Source organism: Arthrobacter gallicola, from assembly GCF_014836775.1.
In the GTDB taxonomy this organism is placed as follows: domain Bacteria; phylum Actinomycetota; class Actinomycetes; order Actinomycetales; family Micrococcaceae; genus Arthrobacter_B; species Arthrobacter_B gallicola.
Genome location: NZ_JACSQD010000006.1, coordinates 81405 through 98940 on the forward strand (window position 1 = coordinate 81405; position 17536 = coordinate 98940).

Sequence of the window (17536 nt, forward strand, 5' to 3'; positions counted from 1 at the left end):
GGCTACCGGTTCTGGCGCCAGAAATCCTGCCACGTCACGGTGTTCTGGAAGTCGTCTTCAAGGTAATTTGTGCTGAACGGCTGGGTATCCCCGATCAGATCTTCCAGGCCATGCGGGTCCTCATCTGGAACGACGTCCGGGTTGTACGACCGTTTGCCGTCGCCCATGATGAATTCCATGCCTTCCTGGCTGGAAGCAAAGTGAATGTAGAGCTTTGCGGCGTTGGGGCTTTCCGACTTCGTTACGTACCCCATGGTCTGCGGCATCGGTCCGGCCACATAGGGATCCAGCCCGGTACAAGGAGCCAGGCTGTAGCCCTTCTCAGCATTGTTCCGGTACTTCGCTCCGGACATCGCACCGATTGGTGGGTCGGTCTGCCCCGGTGCGCCAACCGCCTCGGACACCTCTTCATCGCTCTTGAACACCACGGGTGAATTCTCGGCGAGTCCCTTCAGCCAGGCATGGAACGCGGTCTCCTGGTCCGACTCGTAGGCTTTGCCGTAGTGCTCCTCGTACGCCGCTGCCCAGGCATCTTCGTGGTCGCGGGCCGACTGGTTCCAGATGTTGGTGTACATGGCCCGGGCTTCGGGGTCAGGCAAAGCGACCCGTCCCTTCCATTCCTCGTCGGTCATCTCCCAGATGTTCGTCACCGGACACTTATCCCCATAGGCTTCAGGGCTGTAGGACCACCAGAGCCAGCTGACACTTGAGAGGTAGGGGTACCGCGCCTCCTCGGGGAGCTTGTCATAGACATCCCCGGGAACCCAGTTGGTGATCAGGCCGTCGCGGAGGAGCTCGGCATAAAGCGCCGGTGGCTCCGAGATCGCGAGCACATCGGCAATGATGTTGCCCGACTCGCTCTCGCGCTTAACCTTGTCAATGGCGTTGGCTTCGATCTTGACGCCCTCGGCCTTAATCCCGTATTTCTCAGTGAATGCAGCCGCTATCTGCGTCACTTTGCCGGTTTCATCGTAAATGGTGATCGGGCCCTCTTCTTTCGCCGCAGCGATCAGTTCGTCCAGATCGAACCCGTCCGCGGTTTCGTCGGCCTGCAGCTCAATCTCATCGCGCACGTCCTCCTGCACTTCCCCGCCGGCGACGCTGGACGGAGCGCAGGCACTCACGCCCAGGGTGCAGGCCAATGCCAGCGCCGCAACGGTCAGGAAGCGGTTACTCTTCATCAACTTCGTACTCATCGTCGAGCTCCTTCACTTATTTGATGGTCCAGGGATGCCGCAGGCAGCGGCCGCTTGCTCTGCGTTCGCAGAATCTCGTGCAGCAGTTCAAAGTTGGCGCCGGGAATGGCCGCAACGTAGTGGGGTTTTTCATAGTCACGTGTCTCCGGCTGCGCTTCTCCATTCAGGTAACTGACATAGGTGCCTCCAGCCCGCCGGACAATGAAGGCCGACGCTGCGACGTCCCAGGAATCGGCTTCGAAGGAGATCGTCGCGTCGATCCAGCCGGCGGCAACCCAGCAGAGCGAAATGCAGCTGCTGCCGAAGGTGCGTACGTGGGCGAACTGCTGAACCACTTCAGCGAATTGAGTCAGTGCGAGGTCCGGAAAGTGGACCAGATCCCTGGGCAGCGGAAAGCTGCACGCAACAGTTGCCTGAGCCGGGGCGGTGGAGCCCCAGCTGTGCATCGGTTCCTCGCCCAAGAACGCGCCGCGGTCGTCGGCCCAGAACAGGTGTTCATTGGCTGGGTCATACACGACGCCGACCACCATCTCCCCGTCGAGGGCAACGCCAATGCTCACGGCCCACAACGCCAGTCCGCGGGCAAAGTTCGCGGTGCCGTCAATGGGATCGATATGCCAGGTCAGGGGCCCGGAGCCCACGCTCGAGCCGTCTTCTTCCCCGACTATCGTTGACTCCGGGTAGTGGGCGAGGATTTCCGACCGGATGTATTCTTCGCAGGCACGGTCATACTTGGTGACCATGTCGTGAAAGTCCTTTTTGAGGTCGATATTGAGCTCTCTGTTCCGGAATCCCTCCATCGCGATCGCTCCTGCAGCGAGGGCAATCCGCTTTGTAAATCCGGTGATTTCATGGATGTCTGGCATTACTGGCGCACCCTTACTCGTTGGTCGTTCAGGTCAAACACATGGACGCTCGCGGCCGGGGCGACAAGTTCAATCCGATCGCCGGGCTGCAGATCGCCGAGCTGGAGAGCAGTTGCGTACACCCGCTGGCTGCCTACAGCCGTTTCCACCGTCCAGCTGCCACCGGTCGGCATAAGCGATTCAACGCGGCCCGCAAGGACAAACTGGCCTGAGGACCGCACAGGATTCGGACGTTCCACCGTCAACGCTTCTGGGCGGATGCCGATGGATCCGATCCCTTCGATGTCCTCCACCCGTCCCGCCAGGAATTCCGCCGCGGACGCGGCTTGCGGGGACTTTTCCCCCATCTCCACGAAGTTCATCGGCGGAACTCCCAGAAAGCTGGCGACGAAGCGGTTGACGGGCCGGTCATAGATGTCCATTGGACTGCCGACTTGCTGCAGCACCCCTTCGAACATCACTGCCACATGGGTGGCCAGCGTCATGGCCTCCCACTGGTCGTGGGTCACGAACACCACGGTTGCATCGAACTCGGCGTGGATACGCTTCAATTCGGCCCGCATCTCAAGCCGCAGCCGTGAGTCCAGGTTGGACAGCGGTTCATCAAGGAGCATCAATTTCGGGTTCACCGCGAGCATGCGGGCCAAAGCGACCCGCTGCTGCTGCCCGCCGGAAAGCTGCGAGGGGTAGCGGTCCCGGTATTTGGCGATACTGAGCTTTCCGGTAATTTCCCCTACCCGGGCATCCCGGTCTGTCTTGGACATCTTCCGCAGTTTGAGTCCGTAATCAACGTTGTCTGCCACGGAGAGGTGGGGCCAAAGCGCGTAATTCTGGAAAACCATTCCGACGTCGCGCTGCTCTGGGGTGACATAGGTTTGAGCATTCGGCTCGTCCACCATCCTGTCTCCAATTTGAATGCTTCCTGCAGTGATGTTCTCCAGCCCGGCGATCATGCGGACCGTTGTGGTCTTGCCGCACCCTGACGGCCCCAGCAGGCACATAAAGTCACCATCATTAATGGTGAGATCAAGGTTCTCCACCGCGTTCGTATCGCCGCCGTAGTTTTTCACAACGTTTTTCAATCTGATCGTGGGCATCTCAGCCTCCAATTCCTTGAGCAAGATCGGTCTTCATAATTTTTTGAACTCCGTAGGTGCCGAAGAATGCAATGGCCGCAACCAGCAGCACCACTGCATTTCCGGCCTGCGAGTAGCCCACATCAAGGAGCCTGATCGAAAGCGTGGTCAGGACGTCCATACCGGGAACCGCCAGAATCACAACCAGGCTGAGGCTCTTGATGCCGGAAATAAATGCCATCAATATGCCGGTCGCCAATGCCCCTTTTTGGATGGGCAATACGATCGTGAAGAATCGACGCCACCATCCCGCCCCCGACATTTGCGCAGCCTCTTCGGGGTCTGAACCCAGCTGCATCATGGCGGAAATTCCGGATCTTGAAGCAAAGGGCATCTGCTCCGTGAAATAGATAAGCACCAGGATCGCGGCGGTCCCGTAGAGGGCAGGAATCGGGCCTCGTTGCACGGAAAACAGCGAGAGATAGGCGACGGCGAACGCGATACCGGGGACCAGGTAGGGCAGAAACACCATCTGGCGCAACGCCCCGGAGATAAACCCTGAGGGTGAGCGGACCACGACGTATCCGATGACCAGCCCCATGATGCCGGCCATGAGGGCCGCCAGGCCGACAATCCACAGGCTGTTCCAGGCCGCCGACCACACCTCCGAATTAAAGAGAATGCCGTCTTGGAACCCAACAGTTGGCAGGTCCCGGCCAGCCCAGAACTGCAGCGTGAAGTTCTCGAACTTGAATACCCCCGGCTGCTTCATGAGGGTGGAGAGAGCCAGCACAGTGATCGGAACCGCGACGCTGACCAGGAAAAGCACCATGCAGGCGAGCGTGGCGAACGGGCGCGCCTTCTTCAGGTCCATGACCGTATTGTTCGATCCGCTCTTGCCCGAAATCGTGACAAAGCGTTTTGCCTCGCGCAGAAAGTGCATATCTATCCAAAGGGAGATCGCCCCGATCATCACGATCACGGCAGCCATCACAGCAGCAGACCCCTTCTGGTCGCTGTAGATGTTGCGGTACAGGCTCGTCGCCAGCACGTTCACGTTGACTGGCAGGCCAAGGACATACGCCACGCCGAACTCTCCCAGCACCTTGGCCAGGATCAGAGTCACGGCTGAGATAAGGGAGGGGCGCAGAAGGGGAAGGATAATGTCGAAGGTCGTTTTGAGACGCGATGCACCCAAGAGTCTGGATGATTCCTCCAGCGTCGAATCAAAACGCTTGAGTGAGTTTCCAACCAGCAGGATGACAAAAGGCGAGAAGTGTATGGCGAAAATCAAGATGATCGGAATCTGCCCGTAGGACAACCAGTTGGGTACCGTGACTCCAAGGTTTTCGAGCCAGCCGGACTGACCGCCACTCGTCCGGTTCTTGAAAATCGTGACCCAGGCCAGCGCGAAAGTCCAAGCCGGAAGCATGTACGGGACGATCAGGGCGGTCGCGAACCAGCGCCGCCCCCACATGTTGGTGCGGACCATCAGCCAGGCGACCGAAACTCCCACCAGAAGCGCAAGCACGACGCTGCACAGCGCGATCATCAGAGTGTTGGCCAGGGGCGCCCAGAAGATACTGACTGCCTGCGGCGAAACGAACACCCGCCACAGATAGTAGGTGGTGAAGCTCCCCTCTTCCTGCTGCGTGATGCCGGTTTCCCGCCGATGCACCACCACGCCGTCAATCAGCAGGGAGATGATCGGAACAACAATGAGGTAACAGAACAACACCAGCGCCAGAAACCCAATGGTTACGACAGGGTTCTGCGCATACAGCCGGATGCGGTAGCGCAGTGGAACTTTCGGGCGACGTCTCTTTTTCTCCTGATCGTGCAGTTTCTGCGGATCGGGAGCGAGGATTGTCGTTGTCACAGTGACGTCCTTGTCTGAACATAAACGTACTCTTCTAGGCATCCGGGTATTGCCTTGCCAGATACCCGAATCAGGGGCGTGCCCGACCCGCGGCCGAAAAGCGGTCACTGGCCAGGGACGGGAAGTGGACCGCTGCCGGCCAGGAAGGCACAGGCTGTTGGGACGGTAACGCACAGCGCTCAGGATGTCCTATGACACCTGCCCACTCCGTCAACATGTGAAGTTGATCATACGTAAGTACATAATGCCAAGCCCTAATTTGGTTTGTTTATTTTTTCCTGCCTACCCCCGTGACATGGGAGCACACGAGTTCGTCCTTATGTCTTTACAATTTGACCTGACTGGGTATTCTGGACGTGATCCCGACCACAGATCGGGCGTGGAGCTCGGTTTCCACGCGACCGGTCCAGCACCCCGAAGCAGGAAAGCAGGTCACTATGGTCCGGCAGGACACCTCAGCCGCTGTCCCCACAGAAGGAAACCAACCCGAAGCGCCTCTTCTCATCGGCACGGCACCGGACTCTTGGGGAGTGTGGTTTCCTGACGATCCACGGCAGATTCCGTGGGAGCGCTTCCTCGATGAGGTCGCCGAGGCCGGGTATTCCTGGATCGAACTGGGACCCTACGGTTATCTCCCGACCGATCCGGTCAGGCTCGCTGACGAGCTTGCCCAGCGGAACCTGTCGGTCAGCGCCGGCACAGTCTTCACCGCATTTCACCGCGGAGCTGACCGGTGGCAGGAGACATGGGAATCCACTCGGAAAGTGGCAGAGCTCACGGCGGCGCTCGGTGGAGAACACTTGGTAGTCATCCCGGCTATGTGGCGCGACGATGTGTCCGGAGAAGCGCTGGAGAACGAGCAGCTGAGTCCAGAACAATGGAATGCGCTTTGTTCGGGCCATGATCGGCTGGGCAGGGTGCTGCGGGAGGATTTTGGCCTTCAGCAGCAGTTCCACTCGCACGCCGATTCCCATGTCTGCGCTCAGCCGGACATCGAGAACTTTCTGCAGCGGACCGATCCGGAGCTCGTCACACTGTGCCTGGATACCGGGCACGCTGAGTATGGCGGGGCATCGTCCCTGGACCTGATCCGCCGGTACCCCGAGCGGATCGGCTATCTGCATCTGAAGCAGGTCGATCCCCTGATTCTCGAACGTGTGCGGCGGGAAAACCTGACATGGGCCGCGGCGAACCTGGCCGGGGTCATGGTGGAACCCCCTGCGGGACTCCCCGACCTGGCTGCCGTCATCGCGGGCGCAGAGGGCCTCGGCCGATCAATCTTCGGCATCGTAGAACAGGATATGTACCCGGTTTCATCCTTCGATGTCCCGCTTCCCATCGCCACGCGAACCCGTTCCTACCTGCTCGGCTGCGGATCCCGCACGAGCGTCCGATGATTCCGCGGCACCACCGATTTGGAGAGCTGTCAATGAAGACCGTTAGCGCCCGCCCCGCGTACCCCGGCATGTGTTTCGAGGTCAGGGCATGACCTATGACGTTGTTACCCTCGGACGCATCAGCGTTGATATCTACCCCAACGAAATCTCGGTCGGATTGGAGGACGTCAGCAGCTTCGGCAAATATCTTGGCGGCTCTCCGGCAAACGTGGCGGTAGCCGCTGCGCGCCACGGAGAATCCGCAGCGGTGATCACCCGCACCGGGAATGACCCGTTCGGCAGATACCTGCGCCGCGAACTTGTGCGCTACGGAGTGGATGACCGCTTCGTCGAGCAGGTACAGGGCTTGCAGACACCTGTGACTTTCTGCGCAATCCGCCCGCCGGAGGATTTTCCGCTCTACTTCTACGGCCGATTCCCAACAGCACCTGATCTGCAGCTGCGGCCGGAGGAGATCGACGTCGAGGTGGTGCGCGAAACGCGCATCCTGTGGTCAACGGTCACGGGACTGTGCCAGGAGCCCAGCCGCTCCGCCCACCTCGCAGCACACCTTGTCCGCCCGCGGGAGCAGTTGCGCGCGGACCAGCACACGGTTCTGGACCTCGATTACCGCCCGATGTTCTGGGAGTCCGAGGAAAGCGCCCGGGTGCAGATCCGCGAATTGCTCCAGCACGTGACCATCGCGATCGGCAACGACAAGGAGTGTGCGGTCGCTGTTGGGGACGGCACTCCCGATGAACAGGCTGACCGGCTGCTCGCCGCAGGCGTGCACGTAGCCGTGGTTAAGCTTGGCCGCGAGGGCGTTATGGCGAAAACCCGGGATGAGCGAGTGGTTTCCGCTCCGGTGCCGGTGCGGACCATCAACGGCCTCGGAGCGGGAGACTCCTTCGGCGGTGCCTTCTGCCACGGCATCAATCAGGGATGGCCCCTGAAACAGGTCCTCGACTATGCCAACGCAGCGGGCGCCATCGTGGCCTCGCGCATCTCCTGTTCCGATGCCATGCCAACCCCCGGCGAAGTATTCGCACTGTTGAGGGAACATGGCCGTGCCGCTCCCGAAGGAGCTACCCGATGAAAACGTATCCACGGCCCCATCCGGACACAGCAAACCCACGCCGCTACGAGCACCTGAGCCGGATCAGGCTGGAGGATCCGATGGCCGTCCAGCGGGCTGCTGACTCCCGCGGAAGAGCACCGGGACTTGTGCACGGCCGGCAAAACTTTATCGTCGCAGCAGACCACCCGGCCCGCGGTGCCTTGAGGGTGCGGCAGGACGCCGGCGCCATGGCCGACCGGCGCAGCCTGCTTGACCGGCTCCTGATTGCTCTGGCCAACCCCAGAGTGGACGGGGTGCTGGCGTCACCGGACATCCTTGACGACCTGCTGCTTCTGGGCGCACTCGAGGGCAAACTGATCTTTGGCTCCATGAACCGCGGCGGACTCGCAGGCCTTATTAACGAGGTGGACGACCGGTTCACGGGGCATACCGCCGAAGCGCTGGCCAAAATTGGAGCTGATGGCGGCAAGATGCTTACGCGCATCTGTTTCGAGGACCCGCATACCGTATCCATGCTGGAAAGCACCGCCCACGCTGTGAGCTCGCTTGCCCAGCACGGCCTCATCGCCATGATAGAGCCCTTTATCTCCATCAGCACCGGCCAGGGAATCGTCAACGACCTGTCGACGGACGCCGTTATCCAGTCCGTGGCGATTGCCCAGGGCCTGGGCGGCACTTCCTCGCACACCTGGATGAAACTCCCCGTGGTCGCAGAGATGGAAAGGGTCATGGCCGCCACCACACTGCCCACTGTCCTCCTGGGTGGGGATCCGCTCGGCCGCCCGGAGGAGATCTTCGCGACGTGGGAGGCTGCGCTGGCCTTACCCGGCGTGCAAGGACTCACGGTCGGACGGGCACTGCTCTATCCGGAGGACGGCGATGTCGCCGCCGCCGTTGCCGCCGCCGCTTCCCTTCTGAAGGGACACCCCGTCGAAGAAGGAGCCATCGTATGAGCACCCGCACAATGTCTGTCTCCCAGGCACTCGTTGCGTTTCTCGCCAACCAATGGACTGTGGACCGGATCGGACCGCAGGAGTACCGGACCCGGACAATTCCAGGCATATTCGGGATTTTCGGCCACGGCAACGTCGCCGGCGTGGGGCAGGCGCTCAAGCAGTTCCAAGCCGAGGATCCCACGCTCATGCCCTACTACCAGGGCCGCAACGAGCAGGCCCAGGTCCACCAGGCCGTTGGTTACGCCCGCCATACCCGGCGCCGGTCCACCTTCGCGGTGACCACGTCCATTGGCCCCGGGGCCACCAACATGGTTACCGGGGCTGCGTTGGCTACCACCAACCGGCTTCCAGCCCTGCTCCTGCCATCGGATCAATTCGCGTCCCGCGCGCCGGACCCGGTGCTGCAGCAGCTTGAGCGCCCGGATACCGGGGACATAACGGTCAACGATGTATTCCGTCCTGTTTCCCGTTATTTCGACCGCGTGGTCCGTCCTGAACAGCTGTTCTCGGCCGTGCTCGGCGGCATGCGTGTGCTGCTGGATCCAGCCGAGACCGGGGCTGTCACCATCGCCCTGCCGCAGGACGTGCAGACTGAGACGCTGCAGGTGCCCGAGGAATTCCTGGCCCCCCGGGAATGGCGGATCCGCCGTCCAGCCCCGGAAGAGGAGGACATCCGGGCCGCTGTCGAGGCTATCCGGGCGGCGGACCGACCCGTGATTATTGCCGGTGGCGGAGTCCACTACGCCTTTGCTGCCGATACCCTGCGCGCTTTCGCGGAAGCCACCGGCATCCCCGTCACGTATACACAGGCCGGGGTGGGTGTCCTGGACTGGGACCACCCCCTGTGCCTCGGGGCCGTGGGCTCGACCGGCACGACGGCGTCGAACACCGTGGTGGCCGACGCGGATCTCGTGATTGGTGTTGGCACCCGCTACGAGGATTTCACCACCGCCTCCCGCACCGCGTTCCAGCACCCCGGCGTTCGCTTCCTCAACATCAATATCGCGCCGTTCGACGCGTACAAACAGGGCAGTTCCATTCCGATCGTCGCAGACGCGGGCAAAACACTCGCCGCGTTGACCGTTGCCCTGGGCGGTTACCGCGTCGGCGGGGACCTCGCGCAGACTATTGACGCCGAAAAACGGCGCTGGGATGCCACAGTTGACGCGGCCTTCAACGAACAGAACCTGCCGCTGCCCAGCCAGAACGAGATCATCGGTGCGGTCAATGCTGCAATGGATGACCGCGACGTCGTTGTCTGCGCCGCGGGATCGCTGCCTGGCGACCTGCATAAGATGTGGCGGGTTAAGGATCCCTTCGGCTACCACGTTGAGTATGCCTTCTCCTGCATGGGCTATGAGATAGCCGGCGGGCTGGGGATAAAACGCGCTGCAATCGCCGAGGCTGGGGACGCTGGGGGCCCTGGCGGCGTGCGCGACGTCGTCGTTATGGTTGGTGACGGATCCTACCTCATGATGCACACCGAGCTCGTGACCGCCGTGGCGGAGGGTATCAAGTTAGTGGTCGTGCTCATCCAGAACCACGGGTACGCGTCGATCGGAGCCTTGTCCGAGCAGCTCGGATCGCAGCGTTTCGGCACGAAGTACCGCTATCTGGATGAGGCGCAGCGGTCCTTCGACACTGGTTCGACGCTGCCGGTCGATCTGGCGGCGAATGCCGAATCCCTCGGCGTTCGCGTGCTCAGGGTTGAACCGGGCGACGGCGTCATCACCAGGCTCAAGGCAGCGGTCCGCCAAGCCAAAGACGCGCCCGAAGGCTTCGGGCCCGTACTTGTGCACGTGGAATCCGATCCGCTGATTGACGCTCCAAGCTCTGAGTCATGGTGGGATGTGCCCGTCCCAGGCACTGCCAGCCTTGCCTCAACCCAAGCCGCCTATGCGGTCTATCAGGAGATGAAAGAGCGGCAGCGCCCGCTCGTCGGAGAGCGCATACCTTCCTCCGCGGGTCGCTGAACCACTGGCTCCCCGGCCCAGTTGCGGGCCGGGGAAACCGCGGGCACCACCCATCCAAACCAACACTGCCCTGTGAAGGGCTCAGAACGGACGCAATCCATGAATACTCCACTGCGCGTAGCCGTCGTTGGCGCCGGCCGCATGGGCGCCGACCATATTGACCGCATTCACCGCCGGATCAATGGCGCCGAGGTCGCCGCCGTCGTCGACATCGACAGACACCGGGCCGAGGCCGCCATCGCCCATATCCCCGGCGCGGAGGCCCACACCGATTTTGGGCAGGCACTCGACCGGGGCGGCATAGACCTTGTCCTGATTGCGACGCCGGGCTTTCTGCACGAAGACGTGCTCCTAGCCGCGCTGGAACACCGGCTGCCTACCCTTTGCGAAAAGCCGCTCACCCCGGATGCGGCGTCCGCCTGGCGGGTGGTCCAGGCCGAGCTGGCCGCTGGCCGCCAGCTCATTCAGGTCGGGTTTATGCGCCGCTTCGATGCCGGCTACCGTGCCCTTCGCCGGATCATCGAGGAGAAGTCCTACGGAGAACTGCTGACGCTGCACCATCAGCACCGCAATCCGACGACACCTGCGGGCTTCACCAACGAGATGATCATTCATGACACGGTGGTGCATGAGTTCGACGCCGTGCGCTTCTTCACCGGAGAGGAAATCACCTCCGTCCAGGTGCGGGCCGGCCGCTCCACGCGCAACGCACCGGCCGGGCAACGGGACCCGCAGCTGGTGCTGATGGAGACCGAATCCGGGATTCTGGCGCAGGTCGAAGCGTACGTCAACGCGCAGTTCGGCTACCAGGTTGCCACCCAGGCCTCATTCGAGACCGGAATCGTCAGCATTGGCGGTGATACCGAGCCGTATATCCGCAGCGCCGGCACCTGGGGTGGTGGCGTCACTCCCGGTTTCGGAGAACGCTTCGGCGACGCGTACGACTTGGAGCTCCAGGACTGGGTTGACGCGGCCGCCCGCGGAGAGATCGGCGGACCGTCCGCCTGGGATGGCTATGCCACCGCGGCCTGCTGCGAGGCCGGGGTGAAGGCTCAGGCCAGCGGCAGGATCGAACCGGTCCAGCTTGAGGCCAGACCCGGGTTGTATTCGCCCAGCGTTGAGCAGGCTCCTGCGCTGAACGTCACCGTCTGAGCAATGGGTCCAAGCGCTCCTTCGGAGGCTTGGACCCATTGCTGTGTTCTCTAATCCGTGAAGGGAAGACGGGGATCGACGGCCAGCTCATCCCAGGTCCGGCGGATCCACCCGTGGTGGGGATCGTCGCTGATCAGCCACTCACGCACGCGGCCGGCACCGGCCATGACGTTCAAGTAGTACAGGTCATAGCCGGGAGCCGCCATCGCCGGCCCGTGCCAGCCGTAAGGCACCAGGACAACGTCACCGGAGTGGACTTCCGCGGCCACATCTATGGGCCGGTCATCGGAGGAGTAGACCCGCTGATACCCCACAGGGTCCGGTTCGCTTTGCTCAGCAGCAGCGACACCGGAGACAGCCCTGATCTCGAAGTAATAAATCTCTTCGAGGGCGCTCTCACCGTCTTTCTCCTCGTCATGCTTATGCGGCGGGTAGGAGGACCAGTTACCGGCTGGAGTGAGCACCTCGCAGACAATGAACCTGTCGGCTTCCAACGTGGCGGGTGTACCGAAGTTATGTACCTGGCGGGAGCAATTGCCAGCACCCCGCAGCTCCACCGGAACCTCTTGCCGGGTTATGTGCCTGGCGGGATAGGACGCCCTTGCCGGGGCCGAGGCCACGGCTACCCGCCCACCGGTTTCGCTGGACAGGGTTAGGTCCTGCTGGATCCCGGTGTAGAGGACGTCGGTCGCCCCGGCGAAGACCGACGGCCTGCCGGTGAGATCGTAGCGTGCGCCTCCCGTTACAGCGGTGAAGCTCCCCGCCAGGGGAACGACGATGCGTTCCTCTTCGGCCGCGGCCAAACGGATTTGCTCCCCGGGGGCAAGGTCGGCCACCCGCAGGCCAGTATGCGCCCACCCGGGTATCTCTGCTGTGGAGTCGTGTCCGCCCAGCGAGACGAACCACCCCTCCTGCACTGCGGAGTCTTTTGGATAGACCCATTCGGGCCGGGAGCTGTCCGTAGGCATGTGCTGGTTGTCCTCTGCTGTCGTCGGGTTGGATGATCGTGGCACGCGTGGGATTGGGTTACAGCGGACCTTGGAAGGGGACTCGAATCTCAGCGCTGAACGAGTGTGAGTTCGAAGCTGTACTTATCTGCCCGGTAGACGTGCCGGCCCGTCTCCACCGGGCGGCCTGTGTCATCCATGGCGGTGCGGTGCATGCTAACGAGAGGGGCTCCGGGCGCAACGCCCAGGTGTGCGGCTTGGAACGGGTTGGCGGCCACGGCGCCCACGCGCTGGTGGGCCAGCTGGAAATTGATTCCCTGGCCGCGCATGAGGGAGTACAGGCCTTCCTCGACCAGTTCGCCGCGGCTGAGCCGGCACAGCGGCTGGGGGATCCAGTTCTCCATGAGTGCAAGGGGGCCGCCATCCGCGCAGCGGAGCCGCACCAGGTGGTAGACGCTGTCCCCGGCCTGCAGACCCAGCAGCAGGGCGGTCTCCTCATCGGCCGGAACCACGTCAAAGTCCAGCACATCGGTGCTGGGCGTGCCCCCGCTGCTGCGCAGGTCCTCGTGCAGGCTGGTCAATTCCAGTGACCGGCGGACCTGCGGCCCGATGACCTGGGTGCCCACACCACGCTTGCGCACCACCAAACCGGCGCGCACAAGCTGATCCATGGCCTTGCGCATGGTGGGCCGGGACAAATTGAGACTGTTTGCCAGGTCAATTTCGTTATCCAACTTGGTCCCTGGGGGCAGCTGCCCGCTCCGGATGACCTCCTCCAGTCCCTGTGCCACTTGATGGTAGAGCGGGACGGGGGAGGTCTTGTCTACCGTGAGACGGAGTGGGCCGGACATGATGTGCCTCCAGAGCGCAAAGGTAAAGCCAAGGGACGTTGTCTTTATGTATATACATTACCTGTCGAAGCGTCCAAGGGAATGAGAACCGCTGCTGGCCTGGGAGTCACAGTCAACGACGCCCCGCCTAGGATGGGCACTATGACTTCCGCGAGTGCAGAAATCCCTCAGGACACAACAGACGAATTCCTCTGGCTGGAGGACATCTACGGCGACCGGCAGCTGGACTGGGTCCGGGCGCAGAACTCCAAGACGGAGTCGCTGCTTTCCGCCACGGACTTTGAACGCACCGAGGAACGGCTGCTGGAAGTCCTGGACTCCACCGACCGGATTCCCATGGTGGTCAAGCGCGGAGACTGGTACTACAACTTCTGGCGGGACGGCGAGCATCCCAAGGGCCTGTGGCGGCGCACCACCTGGGACAGCTACACCGCCGAAGACACCCAGTGGGAGACCCTGCTGGACCTGGATGCCCTGAGCACTGCAGAAGACACGGAGTGGGTCTGGGGCGGAGCCCGCTTCCTGCGCCCGGAGGACGGGGAATCCTACCGCCGGGCGCTGGTGATCCTCTCCCCCGACGGCGGCGACGCTGCCCGCTACCGGGAGTACGACGTCGTGGACCGGGCGTTTGTCCCCGGCGGTTTTGACCTCCCCGTAGCGAAGACCCAGGTCTCCTGGGCCGGTCCGGATGCCCTGTACGTGGCCACCGATTTCGGTCCCGGGTCCATGACGGCTTCCTCCTATCCGCGGATGGTGCGGACCGTGCACCGCGGCCAGGACCCCGCTGACGCCGACCTGTACTTCGAGGTTCCGCAGGACCACATGATGGGCTACGTCCACCATGACCAGACACCGGGATTCGAGCGGGACCTGGCCGTGGACATCATCGACTTCTACGACAGCAAGACCTACCTGCAGCGCGGTGATGCGTGGGTGCATGTGGAGGTACCGCTGGACGTCACGGTGGACCTGCACCGCCAGTGGCTGCTGATGCGGCCGCGGACCGATTGGCTGGTCGGCGACACCCTGCATAAGGCGGGCTCCCTGCTCGCCGCGGATCTGGAGGACTTCCTCGCCGGCGGCCGGAACCTGCGCACGCTCTTCACTCCGGAGCCCACCGTCTCCCTGCAGTCCTGGAGCTGGACGCGGGACTATCTGCTGCTGAACCTGCTGCGGGACGTTTCCTCCGAAATCCAGGTTCTGGAGCCGGCAGCAGACTGGCAGGCCGCCGCGCTGGATGCCTGCCCGCCGCTCCACACCGTGGATGCGTACGCGGTCGACGACGAGGACGACGCCGCCGGCAACGACTACTGGCTGATCAGCACCGGTTTCACCACCCCCTCCACGCTCTCCCGCGGAACGCTTGGCCCCGCTGCAGGAACGGACGGGGGTGCGGCCGCGGCGGTGAAATCCTCGCCGTCGTTCTTCGATTCCACCGGCTGCACAGTGGAGCAGCACTTCGCGGTGTCCGCTGACGGCACCCGGGTCCCGTACTTCCAGGTGGCGCACCAGGGAATGGTGCTCGACGGCGGCAATCCCACAGTGCTTTCGGGCTACGGCGGGTTTGAACAGGCCCTCACCCCCGCCTACAGCGGCGTGGTCGGGCGCGGCTGGCTGGAGCGCAGCTACACGGACGACGGCGGAACGCTCCGCCGCGGCGTCTACGTCCTGGCGAACATCCGCGGCGGCGGTGAATACGGGCCGCAGTGGCACCGGGCGGCGCTGCAGCAGAACCGGCACCGTGCCTACGAGGACTTTGCCGCCGTCGCCCGGGACCTGACGGACCGCAAAGTCACGTCCCGGAACCATCTGGGCTGCACCGGCCGCAGCAACGGCGGCCTGCTCGTGGGCAACATGCTCACCCTTTACCCGGAGCTTTTCGGGGCGGTGTCCTGCGGTGTGCCGCTGCTGGACATGCGCCGCTACACCAAGCTCTCCGCCGGCCATTCCTGGATCGCCGAATACGGCGACCCGGACGATCCGGAGCAGTGGGAGTTCATTAAGACGTTCTCCCCGTATCACCTGCTTCGCGAGGACGTTCAGTACCCGCCGTCGCTGATTTGGACTGCTACCAGCGATGACCGGGTCGGTCCGGTCCAGGCCCGGAAAATGGCCGCCCGCATGCAGGCCATCGGGGTGGACCGGGTCTGGTTCCACGAGGCACTGGAGGGCGGACATGCCGGGGCTGCGGACAACCGCCAGTCCGCGCGGATGCACGCCATGTCCTACGAGTTCCTGTGGGAAGCACTTACCGGCCGGCTGTCCTGAACCTGTTTTGCCGAAAGCACCCCGTTATGGGTAGTCTTGACAGGCTGGCTACGGAAGTTTGCCAGGGCAAAATGGAGACGTGCCAGAGCGGCCGAATGGGCTTCACTGCTAATGAAGTGTGGGCCTAAAGCCCACCGGGGGTTCAAATCCCCCCGTCTCCGCCAGGTGGCAAACACCCCGGTCCTCGGACCGGGGTGTTTGCATATCCGATCCGGGTTATCCGGGTCATCCGGGCTAACAGATACCGATCATTCCGAGCAGGGCAGGAGGTGGACCGCACGCATGGACGACGGAAATAGTCGATCTACCGCACCGCGCGGACCTCACCTTCGCTCCAGGGAATCCTTTCACCACTCGTCCTAGGACGCGGCTGCCGCCCAGCAGGCAGCCCCCGGGACGGTCCCGCGGATACAATCCGGGACCCTTCGAATCCCCCTCGAGGCGTGAGCCCGTGCGGTTGCGGTAGAACACCGGAAAACCCACACTCACTTCTCGCATGCCCGCTGCACTGCTGCGGCTTTCTGGTGTGCGCGCCCCACAGGAGGGAAGCGGATCATGATCAAATCTCCCACTCTTTCGTTCGATGCCAGCGCCGAGCTGCTCGCGGACGCCCTCAGCAGTAACAGCCTGTCCCAGGTGGCCCGTGCCCTGGAACCGCTGGACGTGGCAGAAACCCTGGAACAGCTCGAACGGCTGAACACCATTGACCGGGCGCTGGCTTACCGCACCCTCCCCAAGGGACGGGCGCTGGAGGTTTTCGAGCGGCTCGACGCGCGCCTCCAGGCCGACCTCGTGGCCGGGCTGCAGGATGCGCAGGTGGCGGAGGTTTTTGCCGCGCTGAGTCCGGATGACCGGGTGGCACTGCTGGATGAGCTGCCGGCGTCGGTGGCCAACCGGCTGATCCTGGGACTCAACGAGAAGGACCGCGCACTCACCACCATGGTGCTCGGTTACCCGCAGGGCGCTGTGGGCCGCTTTATGAGTCCGCAGTTTGTCACGACCCACCCCGGCACGACGGCCGGCGAAACCCTGGCCCGGGTGCGGGAGCAGCTCGACGACGCCGAGAGTGTCTACACGATCCCTGTCACCGACGGCGGCCGCCACCTGGTAGGCGTGGTCTCGCTGCGGGATGTGCTGCGCGCCGCTTCATCAGATCTGATCTCTGATCTGATGAAGGACCCGCTGTCCGCTCCGGCGACGCTGGACGCAGAGGAAGCGGCCCGCTACTGCGCTGACGCCAAAGTCCTGGTCCTGCCCATCGTCGACGCGGAGAACCGGCTCGTCGGAATCCTGACCGTGGACGATGCCCTGCGCATCCTCGAAGACGCCGAAAGTGAGGACGCCGCCCGGGCAGGAGGCTCCGAGCCGCTGCGCCGTCCCTACCTGGCGACTCCGATCCGCAGCATCGTCCGGGCCCGTGTCGTGTGGCTGCTGGTGCTTGCCGTGGGCGCCACACTGACGGTGCAGGTGATGGGGGCCTTCGAAGCTACCCTCGCCGAGCAGGTGGTGCTCTCGCTCTTCATCCCCCTGCTGATCGGCACCGGTGGAAACACCGGCAACCAGGCGGCCACCACCATCACCCGGGCTCTGGCGCTGGGGGACGTGCGGCCCCGGGACGTTTTCAAAGTCGCGGCCCGTGAAGTCCGGGTCGGAGCGTGGCTCGGACTGCTGCTCGGCACGCTGGGGTTCACCGTGGCAGCCATCATTTTCACCGTGCCGCTCGGCCTGGTCATCGGTTTGACGCTGCTGGCAGTGTGCACCATGGCCGCGGGCATCGGCGGACTGATGCCGTTGCTGGGCAAGGCACTCAAAGTGGACCCGGCCGTGTTCTCCAACCCGTTCATTTCCACATTTGTCGATGCTGCGGGCCTGATCCTCTACTTCCTCATCGCTGCCGCCGTTTTGGGCCTTTAGCTGC

Annotated in this window: 13 protein-coding genes and 1 tRNA gene; 8 read left to right on the top strand and 6 right to left on the bottom strand. The window is 63.2% G+C overall.

Annotation, left to right across the window (positions count from 1 at the left end; genetic code table 11):
• Nucleotides 1-2: 2 nt before the first annotated feature.
• The 4 genes from H9639_RS12975 to H9639_RS12990 are packed head-to-tail and all read right to left on the bottom strand — an operon-like array spanning nt 3 to nt 5017.
• A complete protein-coding gene (locus H9639_RS12975) occupies nt 3-1196 on the bottom strand; it encodes an ABC transporter substrate-binding protein (protein WP_191808503.1) in 1194 nt (397 codons plus the stop codon).
• Nucleotides 1193-2062, bottom strand: a complete 870-nt coding sequence (locus H9639_RS12980; protein ID WP_191808504.1) for an inositol monophosphatase family protein — start codon at nt 2060-2062, stop codon at nt 1193-1195. The genes H9639_RS12975 and H9639_RS12980 overlap by 4 nt, the downstream gene beginning before the upstream one ends.
• Complete coding sequence (locus tag H9639_RS12985; protein WP_191808505.1) at nt 2062-3159, bottom strand: ABC transporter ATP-binding protein; 1098 nt, start codon at nt 3157-3159, stop codon at nt 2062-2064. The genes H9639_RS12980 and H9639_RS12985 overlap by 1 nt, the downstream gene beginning before the upstream one ends.
• A gap of 1 nt (nt 3160) precedes the next feature.
• Complete coding sequence (locus H9639_RS12990) at nt 3161-5017, bottom strand: ABC transporter permease (protein ID WP_318242087.1); 1857 nt, start codon at nt 5015-5017, stop codon at nt 3161-3163.
• A gap of 437 nt (nt 5018-5454) precedes the next feature.
• Here H9639_RS12990 and H9639_RS12995 point away from each other — a divergent pair, with 437 nt between their 5' ends.
• The 5 genes from H9639_RS12995 (at nt 5455) to H9639_RS13015 (ending at nt 11552) form a co-directional block, all read left to right on the top strand.
• Nucleotides 5455-6414, top strand: coding sequence for a sugar phosphate isomerase/epimerase family protein (locus H9639_RS12995; protein ID WP_191808507.1), 960 nt, complete (start codon nt 5455-5457; stop codon nt 6412-6414).
• Between the two features lie 88 nt (nt 6415-6502).
• Nucleotides 6503-7489: a 5-dehydro-2-deoxygluconokinase gene (gene iolC, locus H9639_RS13000; protein ID WP_191808508.1), complete on the top strand. Its 987-nt coding sequence runs from the start codon at nt 6503-6505 to the stop codon at nt 7487-7489.
• Entirely contained in the window at nt 7486-8424 is a 939-nt protein-coding gene (locus H9639_RS13005; RefSeq protein ID WP_191808509.1) for a Cgl0159 family (beta/alpha)8-fold protein, read from the top strand. Before iolC ends, H9639_RS13005 begins: the two co-directional genes overlap by 4 nt.
• On the top strand, nt 8421-10400 hold the full coding sequence (iolD, locus tag H9639_RS13010; RefSeq protein WP_225219588.1) for a 3D-(3,5/4)-trihydroxycyclohexane-1,2-dione acylhydrolase (decyclizing): 1980 nt from the start codon (nt 8421-8423) through the stop codon (nt 10398-10400). The genes H9639_RS13005 and iolD overlap by 4 nt, the downstream gene beginning before the upstream one ends.
• Nucleotides 10401-10499: 99 nt before the next feature.
• Nucleotides 10500-11552, top strand: coding sequence for a Gfo/Idh/MocA family protein (locus H9639_RS13015; protein WP_191808510.1), 1053 nt, complete (start codon nt 10500-10502; stop codon nt 11550-11552).
• Between the two features lie 50 nt (nt 11553-11602).
• Here H9639_RS13015 and iolB read toward each other — a convergent pair whose 3' ends face one another.
• Complete coding sequence (gene iolB / locus H9639_RS13020) at nt 11603-12520, bottom strand: 5-deoxy-glucuronate isomerase (protein ID WP_191808511.1); 918 nt, start codon at nt 12518-12520, stop codon at nt 11603-11605.
• Between the two features lie 89 nt (nt 12521-12609).
• On the bottom strand, nt 12610-13350 hold the full coding sequence (locus H9639_RS13025) for a GntR family transcriptional regulator (RefSeq protein ID WP_191808512.1): 741 nt from the start codon (nt 13348-13350) through the stop codon (nt 12610-12612).
• 141 nt (nt 13351-13491) lie between these two features.
• Here H9639_RS13025 and H9639_RS13030 point away from each other — a divergent pair, with 141 nt between their 5' ends.
• The 3 genes from H9639_RS13030 to mgtE all read left to right on the top strand — a co-directional run bounded on the left by H9639_RS13030 (nt 13492) and on the right by mgtE (nt 17532).
• Nucleotides 13492-15618, top strand: a complete 2127-nt coding sequence (locus H9639_RS13030; protein WP_225219589.1) for a prolyl oligopeptidase family serine peptidase — start codon at nt 13492-13494, stop codon at nt 15616-15618.
• 73 nt (nt 15619-15691) lie between these two features.
• Nucleotides 15692-15782 (top strand) — tRNA-Ser (locus H9639_RS13035).
• Nucleotides 15783-16173: 391 nt separating this feature from the next.
• The gene (mgtE, locus tag H9639_RS13040; protein WP_191808513.1) at nt 16174-17532 is read left to right on the top strand and encodes a magnesium transporter; all 1359 of its coding nucleotides are present in this window, start codon (nt 16174-16176) and stop codon (nt 17530-17532) included.
• Nucleotides 17533-17536 lie beyond the last annotated feature (4 nt).

Coding starts and splice junctions, on each gene's coding strand:
- H9639_RS13025 (WP_191808512.1), bottom strand. CDS start 13,350: ATGTCCGGCCCACTCCGTCTCACGGTAGACAAGACCTCCCCCGTCCCG.
- iolC (WP_191808508.1), top strand. CDS start 6,503: ATGACCTATGACGTTGTTACCCTCGGACGCATCAGCGTTGATATCTAC.
- H9639_RS13005 (WP_191808509.1), top strand. CDS start 7,486: ATGAAAACGTATCCACGGCCCCATCCGGACACAGCAAACCCACGCCGC.
- iolD (WP_225219588.1), top strand. CDS start 8,421: ATGAGCACCCGCACAATGTCTGTCTCCCAGGCACTCGTTGCGTTTCTC.
- H9639_RS12980 (WP_191808504.1), bottom strand. CDS start 2,062: ATGCCAGACATCCATGAAATCACCGGATTTACAAAGCGGATTGCCCTC.
- H9639_RS12995 (WP_191808507.1), top strand. CDS start 5,455: ATGGTCCGGCAGGACACCTCAGCCGCTGTCCCCACAGAAGGAAACCAA.
- H9639_RS13015 (WP_191808510.1), top strand. CDS start 10,500: ATGAATACTCCACTGCGCGTAGCCGTCGTTGGCGCCGGCCGCATGGGC.
- H9639_RS12985 (WP_191808505.1), bottom strand. CDS start 3,159: ATGCCCACGATCAGATTGAAAAACGTTGTGAAAAACTACGGCGGCGAT.
- H9639_RS13030 (WP_225219589.1), top strand. CDS start 13,492: ATGACTTCCGCGAGTGCAGAAATCCCTCAGGACACAACAGACGAATTC.
- mgtE (WP_191808513.1), top strand. CDS start 16,174: ATGATCAAATCTCCCACTCTTTCGTTCGATGCCAGCGCCGAGCTGCTC.
- H9639_RS12975 (WP_191808503.1), bottom strand. CDS start 1,196: ATGAGTACGAAGTTGATGAAGAGTAACCGCTTCCTGACCGTTGCGGCG.
- iolB (WP_191808511.1), bottom strand. CDS start 12,520: ATGCCTACGGACAGCTCCCGGCCCGAATGGGTCTATCCAAAAGACTCC.